An 18157-nucleotide genomic window follows, 5' to 3' on the forward strand; every position below is an offset into this window, starting at 1 on the left:
AGAAACTATGTTAAGCCGTATCGGACTATCAATCAGACGCTGGCGCCGCCGACTCAGTCGCAGTGAGTGGATTACTCGCTTACTCGGACTATCCACCAACCCAAATAGCCCCCATGCCCCGGGGCTAATTTTGATCCAGATTGACGGACTGGCCTACCCCGAACTTCTCAAAGCACTGGCCCGAGGGCGAATGCCATTTCTGAAGCGGCTAATCAGAAAAGAGCACTATCGCCTTGAGCATATGTACCCAGGAGTCCCATCGACAACCCCTGCGGTTCAAGCCGAACTTTTTTATGGAGTACGCCAGGCCGTACCTGCATTTGGCTTCCTCGTCCACGAAACGCAAAAACTCGGACGGATGTACGATCCTGAGGTTGCCGCCCTGGTCGAAAAAAGAATTAAGACTCAACACCGCGATCCACTGTTGCGTGGGGGCAGCTGTTATCTCAGCCTATTTAAAGCCGGCACAAAAACCGGTGAAGCGCACTTCTGCCCCGCCGACCAGGGATGGGGCCCGGCCCTGCGCGAAGCCAGCCCCATGGCAATCGCCATTCTGATTGTCACCAATATTTGGAGCCTTGTTCGCACTACCGCGTTAATTTTGATCGAGCTGGTTTTATCTCTAGTCGATTGCGTGCGCGGGATAATCGGCGGCCAAAACCTACTTAAGGAATTGATGTTTATCCCCACAAGGGTCGGCATCACCATTCTCACTAGAGAGCTGTGCACCATGGGGGTGAAAGTTGATATCACCCGCGGCCTGCCGATTATATATATCAACCTGCTCGGTTACGATGAGCAGTCCCACCGGCGCGGGCCGCAATCGGCCTTTGCCCACTGGGTATTGAAGGGGATAGACAGTGCGATAGCCAAAATCTGGAAGGCCGCTCACGGCTCTGAGCGACGGCACTACGACGTATGGATTTTTTCAGACCACGGCCAGGAACAAACAGTGGCCTATGAAGAGGTCAACGGGCGCAGTCTTGGCGATGCCCTCTCGGAAGCTCTATCCAATTTACCTTCAGCGCCGAAGATCAAATCTACCACTATCCCCAAAAAAGTCCGCTTCGAAAGAGCTCGCCTGTTCGGCAGTGAGTGGATGGACAAAAGCAGCATCGAGGAGGAGTCCACGCAAGAGGGCGATAGAACGCCTACTGCCATAGCGGCCCTGGGCCCAATCGCGATGCTGTACAACATTGATCTGAACGGTACCAGCCGGGCAGATGCCGCCAAAAGGATGGTGGAGCAAGCCAAAGTGCCCCTAGTACTCTATCTGGAAGACCCATCCTCCCCCGCTTCCTCACCAGTGCATGGGTGGTGGAAAGATGGCCCCATCAAGCTTCCTGAAGACGGCCGCAAATTGATGGGGGACGAACACCCCTACCCGGTTGAAGCCGCAGAGGATATGGCCAGCCTGTGCCGGCACCCGGACTCTGGCGACTTTATGATGTACGGCTGGTGTGCCGGTATGCGGCAACCCATGACTTTCGCCATGGAAAATGGCAGTCACGGCGGCTCTGGCCCCAATGAGACCCATGCCTTCGCCCTGATGCCAGAGGATATCCAGCCCCCAGACCCCAGTCGGGGCTACTGGCGCCCTCAGGATCTGCGCTCCACAGCCCGCGCCTACCTCCGTGGCGCCCGCCCCATGAAGGTAGATAACCATAGGATGCCAAAAACTGTTTTGCGCATCATGACCTACAACGTGCACAGTTGCCGAGGGCTGGATGGCAAGCTCTCCCCACAGCGAATTGCCCGGGTAATTGCCCGCTATCGCCCGGATGTGGTGGCATTACAAGAACTGGATGTCATGCGCAAACGCACCGGAGGCCTCGACCAGGCCGAGAGACTTGCCCGCCTGCTGGCAATGGACCTGCACTTCCAGCCCACCATAAATATGAAAGAGGAGCGCTACGGTGATGCGATCCTCACCCATCTCCCCGCCCGGCTCATCAAGAAAGGGATTTTGCCCGGCCCTCCCTCCGGCAAAGGGGGGCTTTTTAACCCCGCCGCAGACGAACCGCGTGGAGCTGTTTGGGTGGAAATCGAGGCCAATGGCAAACCTATCCAGATTATCAACACCCACCTGGGGTTATCCCGTGCAGAGCGGCTGCGCCAGGTGGATGCCCTTCTCGGCCCCGAATGGCTCAGCAATCCCCGCTGCACCGGAGAGCGAGTGCTACTGGGAGACTTCAACGCGCTACCCAACTCTGCCGAGTGCAAGCGACTCGGAGGCTATCTCAGGGATGCCCAGGAACAGGCGCCCCGCCACAACCCCAAAGGGACCTTCCTAAAGGTCCGTATTGATCACATGTTCCTAAGTGCGGGACTCAATGTGAAACGGGTACGGGTGCCCAGGACATCGCTGACCCGCCAAGCCTCAGATCACCTGCCATTGATCGTGGATATCGACCTACCCATCAAGGGTGGAAAGTAATCGATCTCGGTTTATCGAGCCCCACACTCTTCGCACCCTCCAACCCGAGCGATAACACTTGAAAAATGCCCCACAGCCCCCACAATAAGCGGAGAATATTTGAATAAATCCTTTAAAAATATAGGGTTTTTGTGAATTCATAGAGACTGGCAGACGGACTCTAAAAGGGTTTTCCCGACTTGAAGGTCCCCACTGCGAGCTATATGATTCTTCTATCACTTAATAGCAGGAGTCGCTAAATGCAACCGCAAGCTTATACTCAAACCCGCGCACTGGATCGCTCGGAATCGGCGAAGGTGTTGCGCAATACCTATGCCCTACTGGCAATGACCGTTCTCTTCAGTGCCATTACCGCCGGTATTTCCATGTCTATTGGCATGGGTCGTGGCATGAGCCTGGTCTGCTCCCTGGGAGCCCTGGCCCTCATCTGGTTCGTATTACCGCGCACAGCAAACTCCGCCGCAGGCGTTGGTGTTGTATTCGCATTTACCGGCTTGCTGGGTGCCTCCATTGGCCCATTGCTTAACCACTACCTGGGCATGGCTGGCGGCGGTCAGATCGTTATGCAAGCCCTGGGCACCACTGCCCTGATCTTCTTTGCCCTGTCTGCCTACGTACTGACTACCCGCAAAGACTTCAGCTTTATGGGCGGCTTCCTGGCCGTTGGCCTGATCGCAGTGCTGGTATGTTTCCTGGGCGTTATCATCGCTGGCTTCTTCGGCATCCACATGCCGCTGTTTAGCGTAGCCCTGAGCGGCGTTGTTGCCCTGCTGATGTCTGGCTTCATCCTGTACGACACCAGCCGCATCATCAACGGTGGCGAGACCAACTACCTGATGGCGACTGCCTCCCTGTACCTGAACATCTTCAACCTGTTCACCAGCCTGCTGCACATCCTTGGATTCGCATCCTCTGACGACTAAGCATCAGCTTTGTTGAGCAAGTCACAATGCCCCGCACCGCGGGGCATTTTACTATTTGGCCCCCTATGAAGTTTTCCCTAGCCATCTACTCAGCCCCCCACAGCACCCAGTCTTCATCCAGTGCACTCCGGTTTGCCAAAGCCCTTCTAGAGCAAGGCCACGAAATTTATCGAGTGTTTTTCTACTGCGACGGCGTGCAAAACAGCAATGCCATTGCCGCCCCACCCCAGGACGAAACTGACCTGACTTCAGAGTGGCAGGCACTGGGCCACCAGCACCAATTGGACCTGGTAGTTTGTATTGCCGCTGCGCAACGGCGCGGTGTGCTGAATCAGAGAGAGGCCAAGCGCCTGGAAAGACCCGCCGCCAACTTGGCAGAGGGCTTTGAGCTGGCTGGACTCGGCCAACTAACCGACGCTGTCGCCAACTCCGATCGCCTGATTACCTTTGGAGGCTGAGCATGAGTACTAAATCATTGGCCCTATGCCGCACCGCCCCCTACGGCAATGCCCTGGCGCGGGAAGGTATCGAAGCCGTACTGGCAGCGGCGGCGATGGAACAGGACATGGACCTGCTATTTCTCGGCGATGGGGTATTCCAATTGCTGGACCAGCAATCACCTGCGGATATCGGCCAGAAAAGCCTACGACGCAATTTGCAGGCTCTGCCGATGTTTGGCATTGAGCAGTTTTTCGTTTGTGAGAAAAGCCTCGCTGAACGCAATATCACCCTGGAACAGATCCAGGTTGCCGGCGTAGAAACTAAAACCGTAAAAGATACTGGCTCACTGATCGCCGCCTACCCCACCGTATTGAGTTTCTGATATGACTTTGCATATTGTCAGTAAATCCCCTTATACCAGCAGCGCCCTTAAGGAATGCCTGGGTGCTTTTGCTCAGGATGACTCGCTCCTGCTTATTGAAGATGGTGTCTATGCGCTGAGGCATGAGGCTCTGGAAACGGTGCCAAGTACCCAAATTTTCTGCCTTGAAGCAGACGCTACTGCCCGAGGCCATCAGCAACTTGCAGTAAACATGGATAGAGTGGAAATGATCGATGATGCGCGCTGGGTACAGCTCTGTACCGAGCATCAACCCATAGTCAGCTGGTTTCGGTAACAAAAAATGAGCAACCTAGTAATCAATGGCCAGGAAATCCCTTTGGACAAGGAGGGCTACCTGCGCAACCTCAGCGACTGGAGCCGGGACGCCGCCCTTCAGTTAGCCAGTGCTGAGGACATCAAGCTAACCGAAGAACATTGGCAAATTATTGAACTGTTGCAAGAATTCTACCGCGAGTTTGAACTCTCCCCCGCTATGCGCCCGCTGGTGAAATATATTGGCCAGCATCTCGGCGCAGAAAAGGGCCGCAGTATTTACTTGATGCAGCTCTTCCCCCCAAGCCCAGCTAAAGTGGCCAGTAAAATTGCCGGCTTACCCAAACCAACCAATTGCCTATAAATTTCTCCACCGGCCAGGCGCACTTTGATACAGCCTGGTCAGTTTCCCCTCTAAATATCCGGCTGACCGCCCCCATCAATCACCTGCTCTAGACTCTGGTAGAAGCGCAATCTATCGCTCTCAATTTTAAATCTCACCAGGAGTCATCCAATGCCAAAGCTGCGCTTTGGAATAGTCGGCAGTGGCGCGATTGCCAACTTTACCTGCAAGGCAATCAGTCGAGCTAACAGTGCCTGCCTCTCATCCGTTGCCAGCAGACGGTATTCGCAAGCCAAGGAGTTTGCCCGTGAGCAACAAATTCCCAATACCTACGAGGATTGGAAATCCCTGCTAGAAGCGCAAGATTCGGATGCCATTTACGTGGCTAGCCCCACCACCAGCCGCGAGGAAATCTGCCTCGCGGCACTGGCCAACCATAAGCATCTTCTCTGCGAAAAACCTTTTCTCAATACTGCCTCGGTCGACAAAATTGCCGCCAAGGCTCAGTCTGAAGGATTGGCATTTATGGATGCCACACATTTCACCCATCACCCCCGCACTGCCAAGATTATTCAGCGGCAAAAAAATTATCTGGGCCAAGTTAATAGAGTTCACAGCGCCTTTTTTATCCCAATGATGGACCGCGACAATATTCGCTTCAATTCACAAAAAGAACCCACTGGCGCAATCGGGGATATCGGCTGGTACAACATGCGTGCAATCGTCGAATATATGCGCCCTACAGGAGCAATAAAGACAATTTCAGGAGCGATAAAGCGGGACTCGCAAACAGGGACCATTATTAGCGGTGCGGGCCTGATTGAATTTGCCAGCGGACAAACTTCAACTTTTGACTTCGGCTATGACTCAGGCGTTTGGCAAATGGACCTGGATATTCTGGGTGAAAACGGCCTGATCCAACTGGATAACTTTGTGCTCGACTGGAGAGACAGCGCAGTCTTTTACAACCCTGAATATACGCCAGAATTTGTGATTCGCCGGGGGGAGGCATCCCCAGACGAGTTCGAGCACCAGCAAGTGCCAATAGAGCGATCGCAGGCGGTACAGATGATCGAAGACTTCTGCCACTTAACAACCCCAGATAATAAAGTTGATCGTATCCAGGCTATCGAGAGGGCCCGCGCAACCCAGTCATTGATCGACCAGTACTGCCAGGCAGTTGGCGTAGCCGTCTAGCTATCGCCATTAATGCCTATCGAGATTGCTCTCTTGGCCATGTCGGCCACAATATTGAAATCTGTGGTCATAACTAACCGTCGTACCATATATGCTGGCAAACAAATACTGGGGAAACTCTCCCTGCTGTAAAACGAAAAGAACTCAGCCTGACGAAAATTTTTTACCTAGACTGATAACGTTTTGGCCGCACGCTGGGTTAAAAACTCAACCACTGGCATAAAGGCCTTATTGTTTTCACTTTCCTCATTAAAGACTGCAAAAATACTGCGGCTGGCACGATGAACATGCTTCACTTCAAACAGCTTGCGCTCTGCAAGCAGAGGTTCAATTAGATTGCTGGGCAGGAATGCAGCTCCACCATGCGTTAACAAGAACTCTAGTGCTATGTGGCTCTGTCCTGTGTGCAGTACTGGCGCAATAGCCTGATCAAAGAACTTGGCATGCTGTAAGTTAAACGCTGTCCCCCAGTCTACAAAGATATAACCTAGGCGCTCAATATCCTCCGCACAGGAGACATTTTCGCTAGAGACAAACATCAGTTCCATCTCACCTATTGGGCTGGTTCTCAGCTCCGATACCTTGGGTGGATCGAAAAGTACCGCAATATCTAATCGACCACTGAGGAGTGCCCTTGTCAATTCTCGCTGAGGGTTAATCTCGGTACGCAAATAGAGGCCCGGAAATGCCCCAGCCATTTGCGGAAGAAGGGACTGCAAGAAGGTATCCCACAAATTTGATGTCCCTCCAATCGATATTTGCAAGCACTTCTGGTCGGCTACACCTACATCCTGTAGCGCGGCCTGCCAGCCCGCTAGTAAGTTTTCCGCGTGAGGTAACAACCGCTCACCACTTGGGGTGAGCAGTATATTGTTGCGCTCGCGGGTAAACAGTTTCACCCCAACTACACCTTCCAGTTGTTTGATCCGAAAACTGACCGCTGATTGGGTCAAAAACAGGTTCTCAGCAGCCCGACCAAAGTGACGGGTCTTCGCAACCTCCAAAAAAGTGCGCAAAAGGTCTGTATTCATACCACTTCAATCAAAATATTTTATCAAAAACAAAAAAATAACTCGTTTTACCCAGGGTTCTGGGAGGACGTAAGATCGCCGCCAGATCTGAGGCTCTGTATTTATAGGATATAAGCCGATTTAAGCAACAAAATCAACAACCAGTAATATTTATCAAAGTTGAAAAATTTGGCTAAATGCGCCCATTTTAGCCCTAGGAGAACTTCATATGAGAATCGCAATTTTGTCCCGGGGCCCAGGGTTGTATTCCACTCGCCGCTTGAAAGAAGCCGGAGAGGCTCGTGGCCATCAGGTAGACATTATCGACACACTGCACTGCTACATGGACATTACCCGAAGCCGCCCGACCGTTCGCTATCACGGTGAAGAATTGCCGTATTACGATGCCGTCATTCCCCGAATAGGCGCTTCAATCACGTTCTATGGCACGGCTGTTGTACGTCAGTTCGAGATGATGGGCACTTTCTGTGTCAATGAATCTGTGGCTATTAGCCGCTCTCGAGACAAACTTCGCTCGCTGCAACTGTTGTCTCGCAAGGATGTGGGCTTGCCCAGAACTGGATTCGCAAGCAAACCCGACAATATTAAGGATTTGATCAGAAATGTGGGGGGTGCTCCTGTTGTGATCAAACTACTGGAAGGTACCCAAGGTATCGGGGTGGTGCTGGCTGAAACCAACAAGGCTGCCGAAAGCATTGTCGAAGCCTTTATGGGGCTAAAAGCCAACATATTGGTGCAAGAGTTTATCAAGGAGGCCGGAGGCGCCGATATCCGCTGCTTGGTTGTTGGGGGCAAGGTAGCTGCAGCCATGAAGCGGCAAGGAGCGGAGGGGGAATTCCGATCTAACCTGCATCGCGGAGGCTCAGCAAAGCTGGTGCGCCTGACCAAAGAAGAGCGCACTACGGCGGTAAATGCCGCCAAAGTTATGGGCTTAAGTGTGTGTGGCGTAGACATTTTGCAATCCAAGAACGGGCCGGTGGTGATGGAAGTCAACTCTTCTCCTGGGCTGGAGGGTATAGAAACAGCAACCAACAAGGATGTCGCCGGTATGATCTATGAGTTTATCGAAGCCAAAGCCAAGCCCAATCACACCCGCACCCGGGGGAAAGGCTGATGCAAGACAATAAGTTGACGATTGCCGGAGTGGACATCCTCCCCGGCCAATCAAGGCGCTTGGAAATACCGGTAGCAAATCTGTACACCGATACGGATATTTTTATCCCTATTCACGTCGTGCGTGCAAAAAAACCGGGGCCAACGCTGTTCGTTTCAGCCGCAGTGCATGGCGATGAGCTGAATGGCATAGAGATCATTCGCCGCCTGATTAACTCAAAATACCTGAATCTAAAGATAAGGAGTTTGATTCTGGTGCCAATGGTGAATGTCTATGGCGTGCTCAACCAGAGCCGCTACATGCCCGACAGGCGCGATCTGAACCGCTGTTTTCCGGGCTCTGAAAAAGGCTCATTGGCTGCAAGGGTCGCTTCTATTTTTCTGGAGGAGGTCGTTCAGCACTGCGACTATGGCATTGATTTACATACTGGCGCCATCCATCGCTCTAACCTGCCACAAGTTCGAGCGAATTTGTCAGATCCAGAAACCCGAGCATTAGCAGAGGCATTTGGTGTACCAGTACTTCTCAATGCCAACCTGAGGGATGGTTCACTGCGTCAAGCCGCAGTGGAATGGGAGACAAAGATTTTACTTTATGAAGCAGGTCAAGCATTACGTTTTGATGAAATATCGATTCGGGCCGGAGTTCGTGGTGTTATCAATGTATTGAGCAAGCTGGGCATGCTAAAGCGCAAGATCAGGCGAAAAAAAGTGATGCCCTTTGTGGCCAACAACAGTACTTGGATACGCGCTTCTGCCAGTGGGTTCGTGAACACTCTAAAAGAGCTGGGCGATCAGGTTACCAAAGGCGATATTCTGGCAGACATAGGTACACCTTTCGGAGATAGTTTAGCCAAGGTCACTGCAAATAAGTCCGGCATTATCATCGGTAAGCAGAACATCCCATTGGCGCAGGAAGGTGATGCCATGTTCCATATAGCTTATTTTTCGGAAAGTGACGAAAACATTGCCTCCATCATTGAAAAAATGCAGGTGGTACTTGAAGAAAGCCCTGAGCTGTCTTCGCCTGATATTGAGTCAATAGTAGATTGATTAGACAGATGCAGTAATAGGAGAAATTTATGGGTCTATACACAGCCGGGATATTGCTAACTGTAGTTATCGGCTTAATCCTAGGTAATCGGGCAATAAAAATACTAGTTAATCGAGTAGGTGCTGAACGCCATATTGATGAAAGCCGTATCGATTATGTCATCAAATCCATACAGCTGGTTTGGGTATTTATTGGTGTCGTAGCTGGCATTGCGCTGACGGGTAGCAGTGTTGAGGACGTGGGCGTACTGGTCGGATCGTCTCTGGCTTTTTTAGGTGTTGCACTGTTTGCCCAATGGTCCCTGCTAAGTAATGCCACTGCCAGTATTATTGTATTTTTTTTCTTCCCTTATCGAGTGGGAAATTGGGTGGAGATTATTGATGGAGACAATACGGTTATTGGACAAGTCAAAGAGATAACTCTGTTTCATGTCATTATGCATGATGAAGCTAATGCGATAGTCACCTATCCGAATTCATTGGTATTTCAAAAGGCCGTAAGAATCACTCGCAATAAGCCAGTGAAAAAGGATGTTGAAGATGAAATCAACAAATAAAATTACAATCGGTGCAATAGAGGTCTGTAATTTACCAGAATTAAGCATCTCCGATTTACATGTAAGGGTGGACACTGGTGCTAAAACATCTTCTCTGCACGTGGATAACATCCGGCGTTTGAAAAAAAATGGTCGTGCTTGGGTCACCTTTGATATCCACCCAGATATCCATAATGTTGATAAGGTAGTTGCTTGTGAATCACCACTTTTTGATGTTCGACGCATCAAGTCATCTAATGGAAAATCTGAGGAACGCTATGTGGTCAAAACCCAGCTTGATTTGGCTGGCCAGCAATGGCCGATTGAAATTACGCTGACAGACAGATCTGATATGTCTTACCTCATGCTACTGGGGCGTGAGGGTATGGGCAGCCGGGTTCTGATTGACCCCTCAGAAAACTTTATGATCACAGACTCCCCATTGACTGAAAGGAGCGGAAGAGATGAAAAAATATTTTCAGAATTTAACTAAGGCCCTGATGGGAAAGGATATCAAAGAGCTTGGCACTTCCGAAAAGCGAGTCATCAACAGTATCGCCGATCAAACGACCTTGGCAGAGAATGTCAATGATACTTATGTTGAGTCACTCACTTTCGGTGAGCGAGTTGCTGATAGAGTTTCACGTTTCGGAGGGTCTTGGAGCTTTATCTGCCTATTCTTTTTGATTATCGCGGTATGGATTATTACCAACAGTTATTTTTTTATGGCCGATAACGCCTTTGATCCATACCCCTATATATTGCTGAATTTAGGACTATCAACACTTGCAGCTTTCCAAGCTCCTATAATTATGATGTCTCAAAATCGCCAAGCAGAGAAAGACCGACTCAAGCAAGAAGCCGCGTTCCAGATCAATCTAAAGCTGGAAATTGAAGTCATGCGACTACATGAGAAGCTTGATTCTTTAAAAAACGGTATCGCCGTTTCCATTGATTAGTGATTAAAAGTTCACTCCCCCTATAAAGCGCACCTCCAAATTCTGGTATGGATCAGCGCTTATTGGCCGGAGATGAACTGCAATCGCCCACTAGCGCTTCGGGCGCATCCAAGTAGTGGGGGGCCAGAGACTTTCACAGAGTCGTTCCCCGCTACAGGCGTCATAAGTGATGATCTCTGTCGCATCTAGCAGCGCAGTTTTGAATGTGGCCTGATCCAGCTAGACGACTTTGCACCCGACTGGAGAGACAGTACTGCCAAGCAGTTGGCGTAGCCATCTAGCTATCGCCACCAACGCGCGGTATTGAATCAAATATGCAGGATAACGTGCCGAGCCCCGTGGTGATGGCGGTGCTCCCAAAGATAGATCCCCTGCCAGGTACCCAGCATCAAGCGCCCCTTTTGCACTGGAATGGACAAGCTGGTCGCGGTAAGGCTGCATTTGATATGAGCCGGCATATCATCTGGCCCTTCAAGGGTATGGGTATAAAGCGAGTCATTTTCCGGCACCAGTCGATTGAGCCAGTTCTCAAGGTCACGGCGCGCACTGGGGTCGGCATTTTCCTGAATCAGTAAACTTGCAGAGGTGTGCTGTATAAAAAGTGTACACAGACCCTCATCGAGGGCCTGATCACTGACCCAATCAACTACACTGCCGGTAAACTCGTGAAGCCCCTGTCCATGAACCGGAATTTTTATCTCACCTATTGCCATACGGTTTCCTATATAATTCGCGCCCGCTTTTTGTACTGACACCGCATTGTAATATGGCACTGTACCGCGTTAATACTGACGACTACCCACAACAGCTTCAAAACAAGGCCGAGCGCCTGCAAGAGGCTTACAGCAAGTTCACTGACCTGGAGCCGGAACTCTTCCCCTCCCCGCCCATTCACTACCGTCTGCGCGCCGAATTCAAGGTGTGGCATGAGGGAGGTGTAGCCAATTACGCCATGTACCGCCAGGGTGAGTACAAGAAGCCCTTTATCATCGATGAGTTTACCGTCGGCTCTGAGCTGATGAACCAGTTGATGCCGAAGGTGCTGGCTGCTGTCAATAATAGCGAAGTCCTACGCAAACGCCTGTTCTCCGCCGAGTTTCTTACCACGCTGAATGGTGATGCGCTGATTACGCTGATCTACCACAAGAAACTGGATGAGACCTGGGAGCAGGAAGCCAAAGCACTCCAGGCACAGCTGGGATTCCCGATTTTGGGGCGCTCGCGCAAGCAAAAAGTGGTTTTGGAGCGTGACTTCGTTACCGAAAAACTGGATATCGATGGGAAAACTTACCAGTACAAACAGGTGGAAGGCAGCTTTACCCAACCCAATGGAGCGATCTGTCGTTCCATGATCCAGTGGGCGAGAAGTGCCTGCGGAGACAGTGATAGCGATCTGCTGGAGCTCTACTGTGGCAATGGCAATTTCACCATCCCGCTCAGCGAGAAATTCCGCAAGGTCCTGGCCACTGAAATCTCCAAGGTATCGGTAAATTCGGCCCAGGAGAATATCGCCAACAACCAGATCACCAATCTGGATATCGTACGTCTATCCAGTGAAGAGTTTACCCAGGCCATCGATAAGGTACGCCCCTTTCGCCGCCTTAAGGATATAGATCTGGATAGCTACGACTTCTCCACCGTCCTGGTTGATCCCCCCCGAGCGGGCTTGGATGAAGACACCTGTGCGATGGTCGCCCGCTTCCCGAGAATCCTGTACATCTCCTGCAACCCGGAAACCCAATTGGAAAACCTGGAATCGCTGACCAAAACCCATCGCATCGAGCGCTTCGCGCTCTTCGATCAGTTCCCCTATACCGACCATACTGAAACAGGTTTATTGTTGGTGAAGAAGTAATCGCTTCCGTTATTCCTCTACCCCACCCCGGCGTGCTGTTATTTCGGCGCGCTGGGAGCTTCTAAATTAGCTACTCCCTATTAGGCGAATCTGCGATCCAAATTCAAGGCACCACAGCCCCGACAGTGTTTTATAAAAGTTTCCGCTATCCCCAAGGGCTCCTGGCAGAAAAAACAGCACCCCTCTCTCATAGTCAAATGATTAGCAAAATTTTTGCTGTAGAGCATGGGCAGCTTAAGTTCCCTTCTCAGCGCCTTTACTAAGCTTGCAGTAATGCGCCCCTCAGGAAAATCCCGTGCTATTCCTTGAATATTCGACAGGGTCTTAGCAGAAAACTCCCAAACTTCACCACAGTGGTCACAGGAAATTATCATTTCCCAATTTACTCCGCCTTTCCAAAGATACAATTATTTTAGTCCCAACGGCTGAAGTATTTTTTCCATCTGTTTAAAGGAAAGGCGACACAGCAAAGAGGGAAACAATCTTTCCAGCCACCACAGCAACTTAAGTTTTGCTGGCACAACAATGATTTCTTTGTTCTTTGCAATTTGAGACAAAGCCTTTTCTGCAAAAGCATCAGCAGATATTGGCCCCAGAGGCTCGAACATTTCTGCCTGCTGTTGAGGAGGAATGGGAGTTGGCATCCGCCCATTGACGCCACCTCCCTGCAAAATCGGCGTTGATACTGCCCCGGGACACAAAACACTCACTCGTACACCGCAGGACTCGGCCTCAGGGCGAATAGCCTTTGATATTGCTACCACAGCACTCTTGGAAGCTGAGTAGGCAGCCATTGCTGGCGACGGAACTAAAGCCGCCATCGAGGCAGTATTGATAATATGGCCAGAGCCCTGGCGCTTCATGGCCTGGAAACCACATTGGAGCCCATGAATAACGCCAAACAAATTGATATCAATCGCCGCTTTCCAATCTTCAACATTATGATCGGAAAAATATCCTCCAACTCCTACGCCAGCATTGTTAAAAAGGAAATCTAACGGAGATACTTCACTAATGACCTGAAAAAATTGATCATAGTTACGAACATCCAAGTGAACAAACGATGCTCTCCCACCGGACTCCTGTATTTGGCTGACAACCTGCGTAGCGAGGTCCTGCTGGATATCCGCGATAATGACTTGAGCCCCAAATGCTGCCAGTCGACAGGCCAAGGCCGCACCGATTCCAGAAGCACCACCGGTAATCAGTGCCGTCTTGCCACTGAAGTAAGATACCTGATCCATAAGCGCTTTCCCTTCCTTGCTTTTACCACTTTATACCCCAGTTTCTGCTATCATCGCGCCCGCAAAACCTAAGGGGTGGCCTTGCCTGAGATGTCCGGGGATCAAATTGGTCTGTCGTGACAAACCCTTGAACCTGATCCGGTTAATACCGGCGTAGGAATAGGTAGACAAAGCAAAACCTCCCCACGTCGCACTCCGGGTCTCTTTCACTGCCGTTATTCGAGAGAGAACCATGAAAAAACAGTTTCCCACCCACCCTATTGCCTGGTCTGTCAGCCTTGCCAGCAGCCTGTTCGCCGGTATCGCCACCGCTAATACCGCAGAAACCGGGCTTGAGGAAGTGGTGGTTACGGCACAGCTACGGGAAACCAACCTTTTGGAGCTACCTTCCAGTGTTACCGTACTGGATGAAAGCGCGATCGATGCGCGGGGCGCGGCCAACCTGGACCAGCTTTTGAACATGGCGCCCAATGTGAATTTTTCGTCTGGCGCCTCCAGGGGACGATTTGTACAGATTCGCGGCATTGGTGAGCGCAGCCAGTTTATCGATCCAGTAAACCCCTCAGTTGGCCTGATCATCGACGGTATCGACTTTACTGGCCTGGGGCTCGCAGCCAGCACCCTGGATATCGATCAAGTGGAAATCCTGCGGGGCCCACAGGGCACGGTGTACGGCGCTAATGCCCTGGCCGGCCTGATCAACATGACCAGTGCAGCGCCCACCAGTGAGTCGACCACCAAGGTGTCCGCCGAGCTGAGTGAGTACAATGGACAGAGTCTGTCCGCAGCTACCAGTGGTTCTTTGAGCGATGCTCTTGGCTATCGACTGGCTGCCAGCAAACGCAAATCCGACGGCTATACCGAGAATGTGTACCTCAACCGCGATGACACCAGCAATATTGATGAGTCTGTACTGCGCGGTAAGCTGGCCTACTCCCCGTCCGACGATTTAAAGCTGGGCGTTACCCTCTTCTATATCGACGTTGATAACGGCTACGATGCTTTCTCTCTCTATAATACCCGTGAAACCCAATCTGACCAGCCCGGCTGGGATCGCCAGGAAACCTTTGCCGGCGCATTGACTGCTCAATGGTCTGGTAACGAGAACTTTACCCTTGAAGGCACCCTCAGCCTCGCCGATTCAGATACTGAATATGGCTACGATGAGGATTGGAGCTATGTCGGCTTTCATTCCTGGGAATACAGCTCAACGGATAATTACCAGCGCGATAAAGACAATATCAGTATTGACCTTCGCGTACTCTCTACCGAAGAGTCCAAGTTATTCTGGGATCGCAGCCACTGGGTTGTGGGCCTTTATGGCCGCACGGAGCGCGAGGACCTAAATCGCAACCAGAGCTTCCGCAGCACTTTTGATACTGAAAACTCTGCCATCTACGGCCAGCTCTCTACGGAAATCACCCCAGCGATCAACTTGATCACCGGCCTGAGATTGGAAAGACGCGAGGCCGATTACTCTGATTCCTATAGCATCGATGCAGATAATGGAGAAAACCTGTGGGGCGGCAATATCTCCCTGCAATACCATTACACCGACAACACCCTGCTCTACGCTACGGTTTCCCGGGGCTATAAAGCCGGCGGTGTAAACGGCAGAATCATCTCAGAATCAACAAGCAATACTGACATCAACAGTGACATGTTCGAGTTCGATACCGAACATATGCTCAACTATGAATTAGGTATTAAGGGCAGCTGGCTGGAGAATCGTTTGCAAGCCCAGGTTGCGGCTTTCTACCAGGACCGGGATGACGTTCAGGCCAAGGTTTCTATCTTTAACCCTGCCGACTACTCGTTTAGTGACTACCTTGCCAACGCAGCCGGCGGAAGTACTACTGGTTTGGAGGTGGAACTGAACTATCAGGCTACCGAAGCCCTGCGCTTTTTCGCCTCTGCTGGCTGGCTGAATGCGGAATTTAAAGACTACGAAAGCAGTTCCCACGTCGATGCCCGCGATGACTACGCAGGAACAGTGTTGGCAGCGGTTGATCTGGATGGCCGCGATATCGCTCACGCCCCCAACTACCAGTTCTTCACCGGTACAGAAATCGATCTGCTTCCCAACCTGATCTTGCGATTGGAGCTTGAGGGTAAAGACGAATTCTACTTCTCAAACAGCCACGACGAAAAATCCACAGCCTACGAACTGGTCAATGCTCGTCTGACCTACCAGGGAGATAACTGGGATGTTGCCCTGTGGGGAAGAAACCTGACTGACGAAGATTACTATGTGCGCGGGTTTTACTTCAGTAACCAGTATGGCAACAACCCGGCTAATGGCTACGCACCCGAGCCCTACTATCAGTATGGTGAGCCCCGAATTGCCGGGGTAACAGGCACCTACACCTTCTAATCACTCAGTGACTTTGGGGCAGCGCTTCGCTGCTCCAGAACTCTCTATCAAGAGGGAAATTATGCAGCTCTCTGTCGAAATCAGTATGTATCCGTTAAAGGATGAGTACATCCCGGCTATTCAAGCGTTTATCGCACAGTTAAACAGCCACCCAGAACTCAAGGTAATCACCAATACAATGAGTACTCAGGTGTTTGGCGATTACGATCTGCTGATGGATATGCTCAAGTTGGAAATGCGCAAATCCTACGAACAGTTTGGCCGCGCCATTTTTGTATGCAAGTTTATTGACGGCGACCTGGCCCCGGGAGAAGCGCATGTTTGACCAGGATATCAGCACCGCAATCAGCGCTTCGATTGCGGCCATGTCCCTCTGGGAGGTAGCCGCTGTAATACTGGCTCTGGCTTATTTACTTCTGGCCATGAGAGAGAAAATCAGCTGCTGGTATGCCGCCTTTGTCAGTACGACGATCTACTTGTTTCTGTTTTGGGATGTCAGCCTGTTAATGGAGTCTGCACTACAGGTTTTCTATCTGCTGATGGCAGTTTATGGCTGGTGGCAATGGAGAAATCACCGCAACCGGCAAGACGATTTAAAAATCCATCGCTGGAGCGGAAAAACCCACTCAATAGTTATTGGCGCTACCCTGATACTGACTTTACTGATCGGCTACCTGCTGGATCGCAACACCAGTGCCGCCCTCCCCTACCTGGATTCATTCACGACTCTGGGGGCAATCGTCACCACCTATATGGTTACCCGGAAGGTACTGGAAAACTGGCTTTACTGGATTGTTGTAGACGGTGCTTCAATCTATCTCTACCTGGACAGAGAACTCTACCTTACTGCCGTATTGTTTATGCTGTACCTGGTGCTGGTTGTGATTGGCTATTTCCAGTGGTTAGCCATTTTCCGAAAAGAGAAACAACAACCCGATAGCGCTCCTCAAACAATAGCAGCGGCATAGTGACCAACTGATATGAGCCAGGACTTGAGCAACATCATCCCCAACGATTGGCATCATTGGAGCAAGGCCCGACCAACGGTGGTCAGGGCCCTGGCTGGGGGGCTAACCAATAACGCCTTTCTGGTTGAGTCCGCCGATCAGCTGATGGTGCTGCGGATAAACTCCAGCATCAGCGATCAGCTCAATCTCGACAGGGCTGCTGAACAGCAGGCCCTGCAAGCTGCCACATATTCCGACAGTTGTGCCCCTTTGGTTTACTGTGACTCGCATTACCGATATTTGGTGACCCGCTATATCGAAGGCACTTCCTGGGATAAAAATGTCGCCCACAGTTTGGAAAAACTTGCCGATCTGCTGCGCCGTATACACGGCTCCCCTGCAATTGATGCCCAATTAAACATCGGTGAGAAAATCCCATGTTACAGGCAGTTTATCGACAAGCGAGCCAGTTATTTCCACTTGCTCGACACACTGCAAGAGAAACTTCCGCAATTAATTGGCGCCGCTTATCGGATGGGCGACGAAATTTGCCTGTGCCACAACGATCTAACCGGCGGCAACCTGATCTGGGCTCCCTCTGACAAGCTATACGCTATCGACTGGGAATACGCGGCAATGGGGGATAAATTCTATGACCTCGCTGTTTTGGTAGAGGAACACAACTTGAATCAGCGAGAGCAAAATCTATTACTGGAGTGCTATCTTAATCGCACCGTGTCACCTGAAGACAATCAACGCTTGGAGTTATGGCAGCTGATCTACGGCTACCTCTGTGTTCTCTGGCACGGGGTACAATGGAGTAACCAAACCCTAAGGTCCCCGGAGCAAGGGAGATTTATCGGGAAAAAAGCCCAACAGTTATTGAAAGGCCTATCGGCTCACAGCCTCAGCTGAGTAATCCCTGCTAGAATAGGCCCAATCCCCAAGAAGCGACTTTCAGTCACTGCGGCGCAATCCAAGTTGCTTTCGAAGTTGCTGTCGAGGTAATTCAACTAGGGCCCGACTCGGCTAAAATACCCCCCTTTTTC

General features: G+C 51.0%; 20 protein-coding genes and 1 riboswitch. Of the genes, 17 read left to right on the forward strand and 3 right to left on the reverse strand.

Features of this window, described 5'->3' with window-relative positions; genetic code table 11:
* Positions 1-7: 7 nt before the first annotated feature.
* The 7 genes from ACJJIN_RS08090 (at position 8) to ACJJIN_RS08120 (ending at position 5996) form a co-directional block, all read left to right on the forward strand.
* Positions 8-2437, forward strand: coding sequence for an endonuclease/exonuclease/phosphatase family protein (locus tag ACJJIN_RS08090; protein WP_444897634.1), 2430 nt, complete (start codon positions 8-10; stop codon positions 2435-2437).
* A 239-nt stretch (positions 2438-2676) separates the two neighbouring features.
* On the forward strand, positions 2677-3360 hold the full coding sequence (locus ACJJIN_RS08095) for a Bax inhibitor-1/YccA family protein (RefSeq protein WP_444897635.1): 684 nt from the start codon (positions 2677-2679) through the stop codon (positions 3358-3360).
* 65 nt (positions 3361-3425) lie between these two features.
* Positions 3426-3818, forward strand: coding sequence for a sulfurtransferase complex subunit TusD (tusD, locus tag ACJJIN_RS08100; RefSeq protein WP_444897636.1), 393 nt, complete (start codon positions 3426-3428; stop codon positions 3816-3818).
* Between the two features lie 2 nt (positions 3819-3820).
* Complete coding sequence (gene tusC / locus ACJJIN_RS08105; RefSeq protein ID WP_444897637.1) at positions 3821-4183, forward strand: sulfurtransferase complex subunit TusC; 363 nt, start codon at positions 3821-3823, stop codon at positions 4181-4183.
* A gap of 1 nt (position 4184) precedes the next feature.
* Positions 4185-4478 (forward strand): sulfurtransferase complex subunit TusB, encoded by a 294-nt coding sequence (tusB, locus tag ACJJIN_RS08110; RefSeq protein WP_444897638.1) that lies wholly within the window; start codon positions 4185-4187, stop codon positions 4476-4478.
* 6 nt (positions 4479-4484) lie between these two features.
* Positions 4485-4820 carry a TusE/DsrC/DsvC family sulfur relay protein gene (locus ACJJIN_RS08115; protein WP_444897639.1) on the forward strand — a complete coding sequence of 112 codons (336 nt, stop codon included), beginning with the start codon at positions 4485-4487 and terminating at the stop codon, positions 4818-4820.
* A gap of 150 nt (positions 4821-4970) precedes the next feature.
* Positions 4971-5996 (forward strand): Gfo/Idh/MocA family protein, encoded by a 1026-nt coding sequence (locus ACJJIN_RS08120; RefSeq protein ID WP_444897640.1) that lies wholly within the window; start codon positions 4971-4973, stop codon positions 5994-5996.
* A gap of 167 nt (positions 5997-6163) precedes the next feature.
* On the opposite strand, the gene ACJJIN_RS08125 is transcribed toward ACJJIN_RS08120, so the two are convergent.
* Positions 6164-7027: a LysR family transcriptional regulator gene (locus ACJJIN_RS08125; protein ID WP_444897641.1), complete on the reverse strand. Its 864-nt coding sequence runs from the start codon at positions 7025-7027 to the stop codon at positions 6164-6166.
* Positions 7028-7235: 208 nt separating this feature from the next.
* Between ACJJIN_RS08125 and rimK the strand changes: the two genes are divergently transcribed.
* From rimK to ACJJIN_RS08150, 5 genes are read left to right on the forward strand one after another with little or no spacing between them, the layout of a single operon-like run.
* Positions 7236-8141 carry a 30S ribosomal protein S6--L-glutamate ligase gene (gene rimK, locus ACJJIN_RS08130; RefSeq protein WP_444897642.1) on the forward strand — a complete coding sequence of 302 codons (906 nt, stop codon included), beginning with the start codon at positions 7236-7238 and terminating at the stop codon, positions 8139-8141.
* Positions 8141-9193: a succinylglutamate desuccinylase/aspartoacylase family protein gene (locus ACJJIN_RS08135; protein ID WP_444897643.1), complete on the forward strand. Its 1053-nt coding sequence runs from the start codon at positions 8141-8143 to the stop codon at positions 9191-9193. Before rimK ends, ACJJIN_RS08135 begins: the two co-directional genes overlap by 1 nt.
* 29 nt (positions 9194-9222) lie before the next feature.
* Entirely contained in the window at positions 9223-9750 is a 528-nt protein-coding gene (locus ACJJIN_RS08140; protein WP_444897644.1) for a mechanosensitive ion channel domain-containing protein, read from the forward strand.
* Entirely contained in the window at positions 9734-10222 is a 489-nt protein-coding gene (locus ACJJIN_RS08145) for an ATP-dependent zinc protease family protein (RefSeq protein ID WP_444897645.1), read from the forward strand. The genes ACJJIN_RS08140 and ACJJIN_RS08145 overlap by 17 nt, the downstream gene beginning before the upstream one ends.
* Positions 10194-10688 (forward strand): DUF1003 domain-containing protein, encoded by a 495-nt coding sequence (locus ACJJIN_RS08150; protein WP_444897646.1) that lies wholly within the window; start codon positions 10194-10196, stop codon positions 10686-10688. Before ACJJIN_RS08145 ends, ACJJIN_RS08150 begins: the two co-directional genes overlap by 29 nt.
* A gap of 308 nt (positions 10689-10996) precedes the next feature.
* Here ACJJIN_RS08150 and ACJJIN_RS08155 read toward each other — a convergent pair whose 3' ends face one another.
* The gene (locus ACJJIN_RS08155; RefSeq protein ID WP_444897647.1) at positions 10997-11401 is read right to left on the reverse strand and encodes a secondary thiamine-phosphate synthase enzyme YjbQ; all 405 of its coding nucleotides are present in this window, start codon (positions 11399-11401) and stop codon (positions 10997-10999) included.
* 53 nt (positions 11402-11454) lie between these two features.
* On the opposite strand from ACJJIN_RS08155, the gene trmA reads away from it, so the two are divergent.
* A complete protein-coding gene (gene trmA / locus ACJJIN_RS08160) occupies positions 11455-12543 on the forward strand; it encodes a tRNA (uridine(54)-C5)-methyltransferase TrmA (protein WP_444897648.1) in 1089 nt (362 codons plus the stop codon).
* Positions 12544-12950: 407 nt separating this feature from the next.
* Here trmA and ACJJIN_RS08165 read toward each other — a convergent pair whose 3' ends face one another.
* Positions 12951-13787 carry an SDR family NAD(P)-dependent oxidoreductase gene (locus tag ACJJIN_RS08165; protein WP_444897649.1) on the reverse strand — a complete coding sequence of 279 codons (837 nt, stop codon included), beginning with the start codon at positions 13785-13787 and terminating at the stop codon, positions 12951-12953.
* A 61-nt stretch (positions 13788-13848) separates the two neighbouring features.
* Positions 13849-13964: riboswitch (TPP riboswitch) on the forward strand.
* Positions 13965-14019: 55 nt separating this feature from the next.
* On the opposite strand from ACJJIN_RS08165, the gene ACJJIN_RS08170 reads away from it, so the two are divergent.
* The 4 genes from ACJJIN_RS08170 (at position 14020) to ACJJIN_RS08185 (ending at position 18023) form a co-directional block, all read left to right on the forward strand.
* Complete coding sequence (locus ACJJIN_RS08170) at positions 14020-16161, forward strand: TonB-dependent receptor (protein ID WP_444897650.1); 2142 nt, start codon at positions 14020-14022, stop codon at positions 16159-16161.
* 61 nt (positions 16162-16222) lie between these two features.
* Positions 16223-16486, forward strand: coding sequence for a hypothetical protein (locus tag ACJJIN_RS08175; RefSeq protein ID WP_444897651.1), 264 nt, complete (start codon positions 16223-16225; stop codon positions 16484-16486).
* On the forward strand, positions 16479-17129 hold the full coding sequence (gene pnuC, locus ACJJIN_RS08180; protein ID WP_444897652.1) for a nicotinamide riboside transporter PnuC: 651 nt from the start codon (positions 16479-16481) through the stop codon (positions 17127-17129). The genes ACJJIN_RS08175 and pnuC overlap by 8 nt, the downstream gene beginning before the upstream one ends.
* Positions 17130-17141: 12 nt before the next feature.
* Positions 17142-18023 (forward strand): phosphotransferase, encoded by an 882-nt coding sequence (locus ACJJIN_RS08185; RefSeq protein WP_444897653.1) that lies wholly within the window; start codon positions 17142-17144, stop codon positions 18021-18023.
* Positions 18024-18157: the final 134 nt, after the last annotated feature.

The organism is Microbulbifer maximicatervae (SeqCode) (genome assembly GCF_052467505.1).

Coding starts and splice junctions, on each gene's coding strand:
- ACJJIN_RS08170 (WP_444897650.1), top strand. CDS start 14,020: ATGAAAAAACAGTTTCCCACCCACCCTATTGCCTGGTCTGTCAGCCTT.
- ACJJIN_RS08145 (WP_444897645.1), top strand. CDS start 9,734: ATGAAATCAACAAATAAAATTACAATCGGTGCAATAGAGGTCTGTAAT.
- ACJJIN_RS08135 (WP_444897643.1), top strand. CDS start 8,141: ATGCAAGACAATAAGTTGACGATTGCCGGAGTGGACATCCTCCCCGGC.
- ACJJIN_RS08125 (WP_444897641.1), bottom strand. CDS start 7,027: ATGAATACAGACCTTTTGCGCACTTTTTTGGAGGTTGCGAAGACCCGT.
- ACJJIN_RS08090 (WP_444897634.1), top strand. CDS start 8: ATGTTAAGCCGTATCGGACTATCAATCAGACGCTGGCGCCGCCGACTC.
- tusD (WP_444897636.1), top strand. CDS start 3,426: ATGAAGTTTTCCCTAGCCATCTACTCAGCCCCCCACAGCACCCAGTCT.
- tusC (WP_444897637.1), top strand. CDS start 3,821: ATGAGTACTAAATCATTGGCCCTATGCCGCACCGCCCCCTACGGCAAT.
- ACJJIN_RS08175 (WP_444897651.1), top strand. CDS start 16,223: ATGCAGCTCTCTGTCGAAATCAGTATGTATCCGTTAAAGGATGAGTAC.
- ACJJIN_RS08095 (WP_444897635.1), top strand. CDS start 2,677: ATGCAACCGCAAGCTTATACTCAAACCCGCGCACTGGATCGCTCGGAA.
- tusB (WP_444897638.1), top strand. CDS start 4,185: ATGACTTTGCATATTGTCAGTAAATCCCCTTATACCAGCAGCGCCCTT.
- ACJJIN_RS08185 (WP_444897653.1), top strand. CDS start 17,142: ATGAGCCAGGACTTGAGCAACATCATCCCCAACGATTGGCATCATTGG.
- ACJJIN_RS08155 (WP_444897647.1), bottom strand. CDS start 11,401: ATGGCAATAGGTGAGATAAAAATTCCGGTTCATGGACAGGGGCTTCAC.
- rimK (WP_444897642.1), top strand. CDS start 7,236: ATGAGAATCGCAATTTTGTCCCGGGGCCCAGGGTTGTATTCCACTCGC.
- ACJJIN_RS08115 (WP_444897639.1), top strand. CDS start 4,485: ATGAGCAACCTAGTAATCAATGGCCAGGAAATCCCTTTGGACAAGGAG.
- ACJJIN_RS08150 (WP_444897646.1), top strand. CDS start 10,194: ATGAAAAAATATTTTCAGAATTTAACTAAGGCCCTGATGGGAAAGGAT.
- ACJJIN_RS08140 (WP_444897644.1), top strand. CDS start 9,223: ATGGGTCTATACACAGCCGGGATATTGCTAACTGTAGTTATCGGCTTA.
- ACJJIN_RS08165 (WP_444897649.1), bottom strand. CDS start 13,787: ATGGATCAGGTATCTTACTTCAGTGGCAAGACGGCACTGATTACCGGT.
- trmA (WP_444897648.1), top strand. CDS start 11,455: ATGGCACTGTACCGCGTTAATACTGACGACTACCCACAACAGCTTCAA.
- ACJJIN_RS08120 (WP_444897640.1), top strand. CDS start 4,971: ATGCCAAAGCTGCGCTTTGGAATAGTCGGCAGTGGCGCGATTGCCAAC.
- pnuC (WP_444897652.1), top strand. CDS start 16,479: ATGTTTGACCAGGATATCAGCACCGCAATCAGCGCTTCGATTGCGGCC.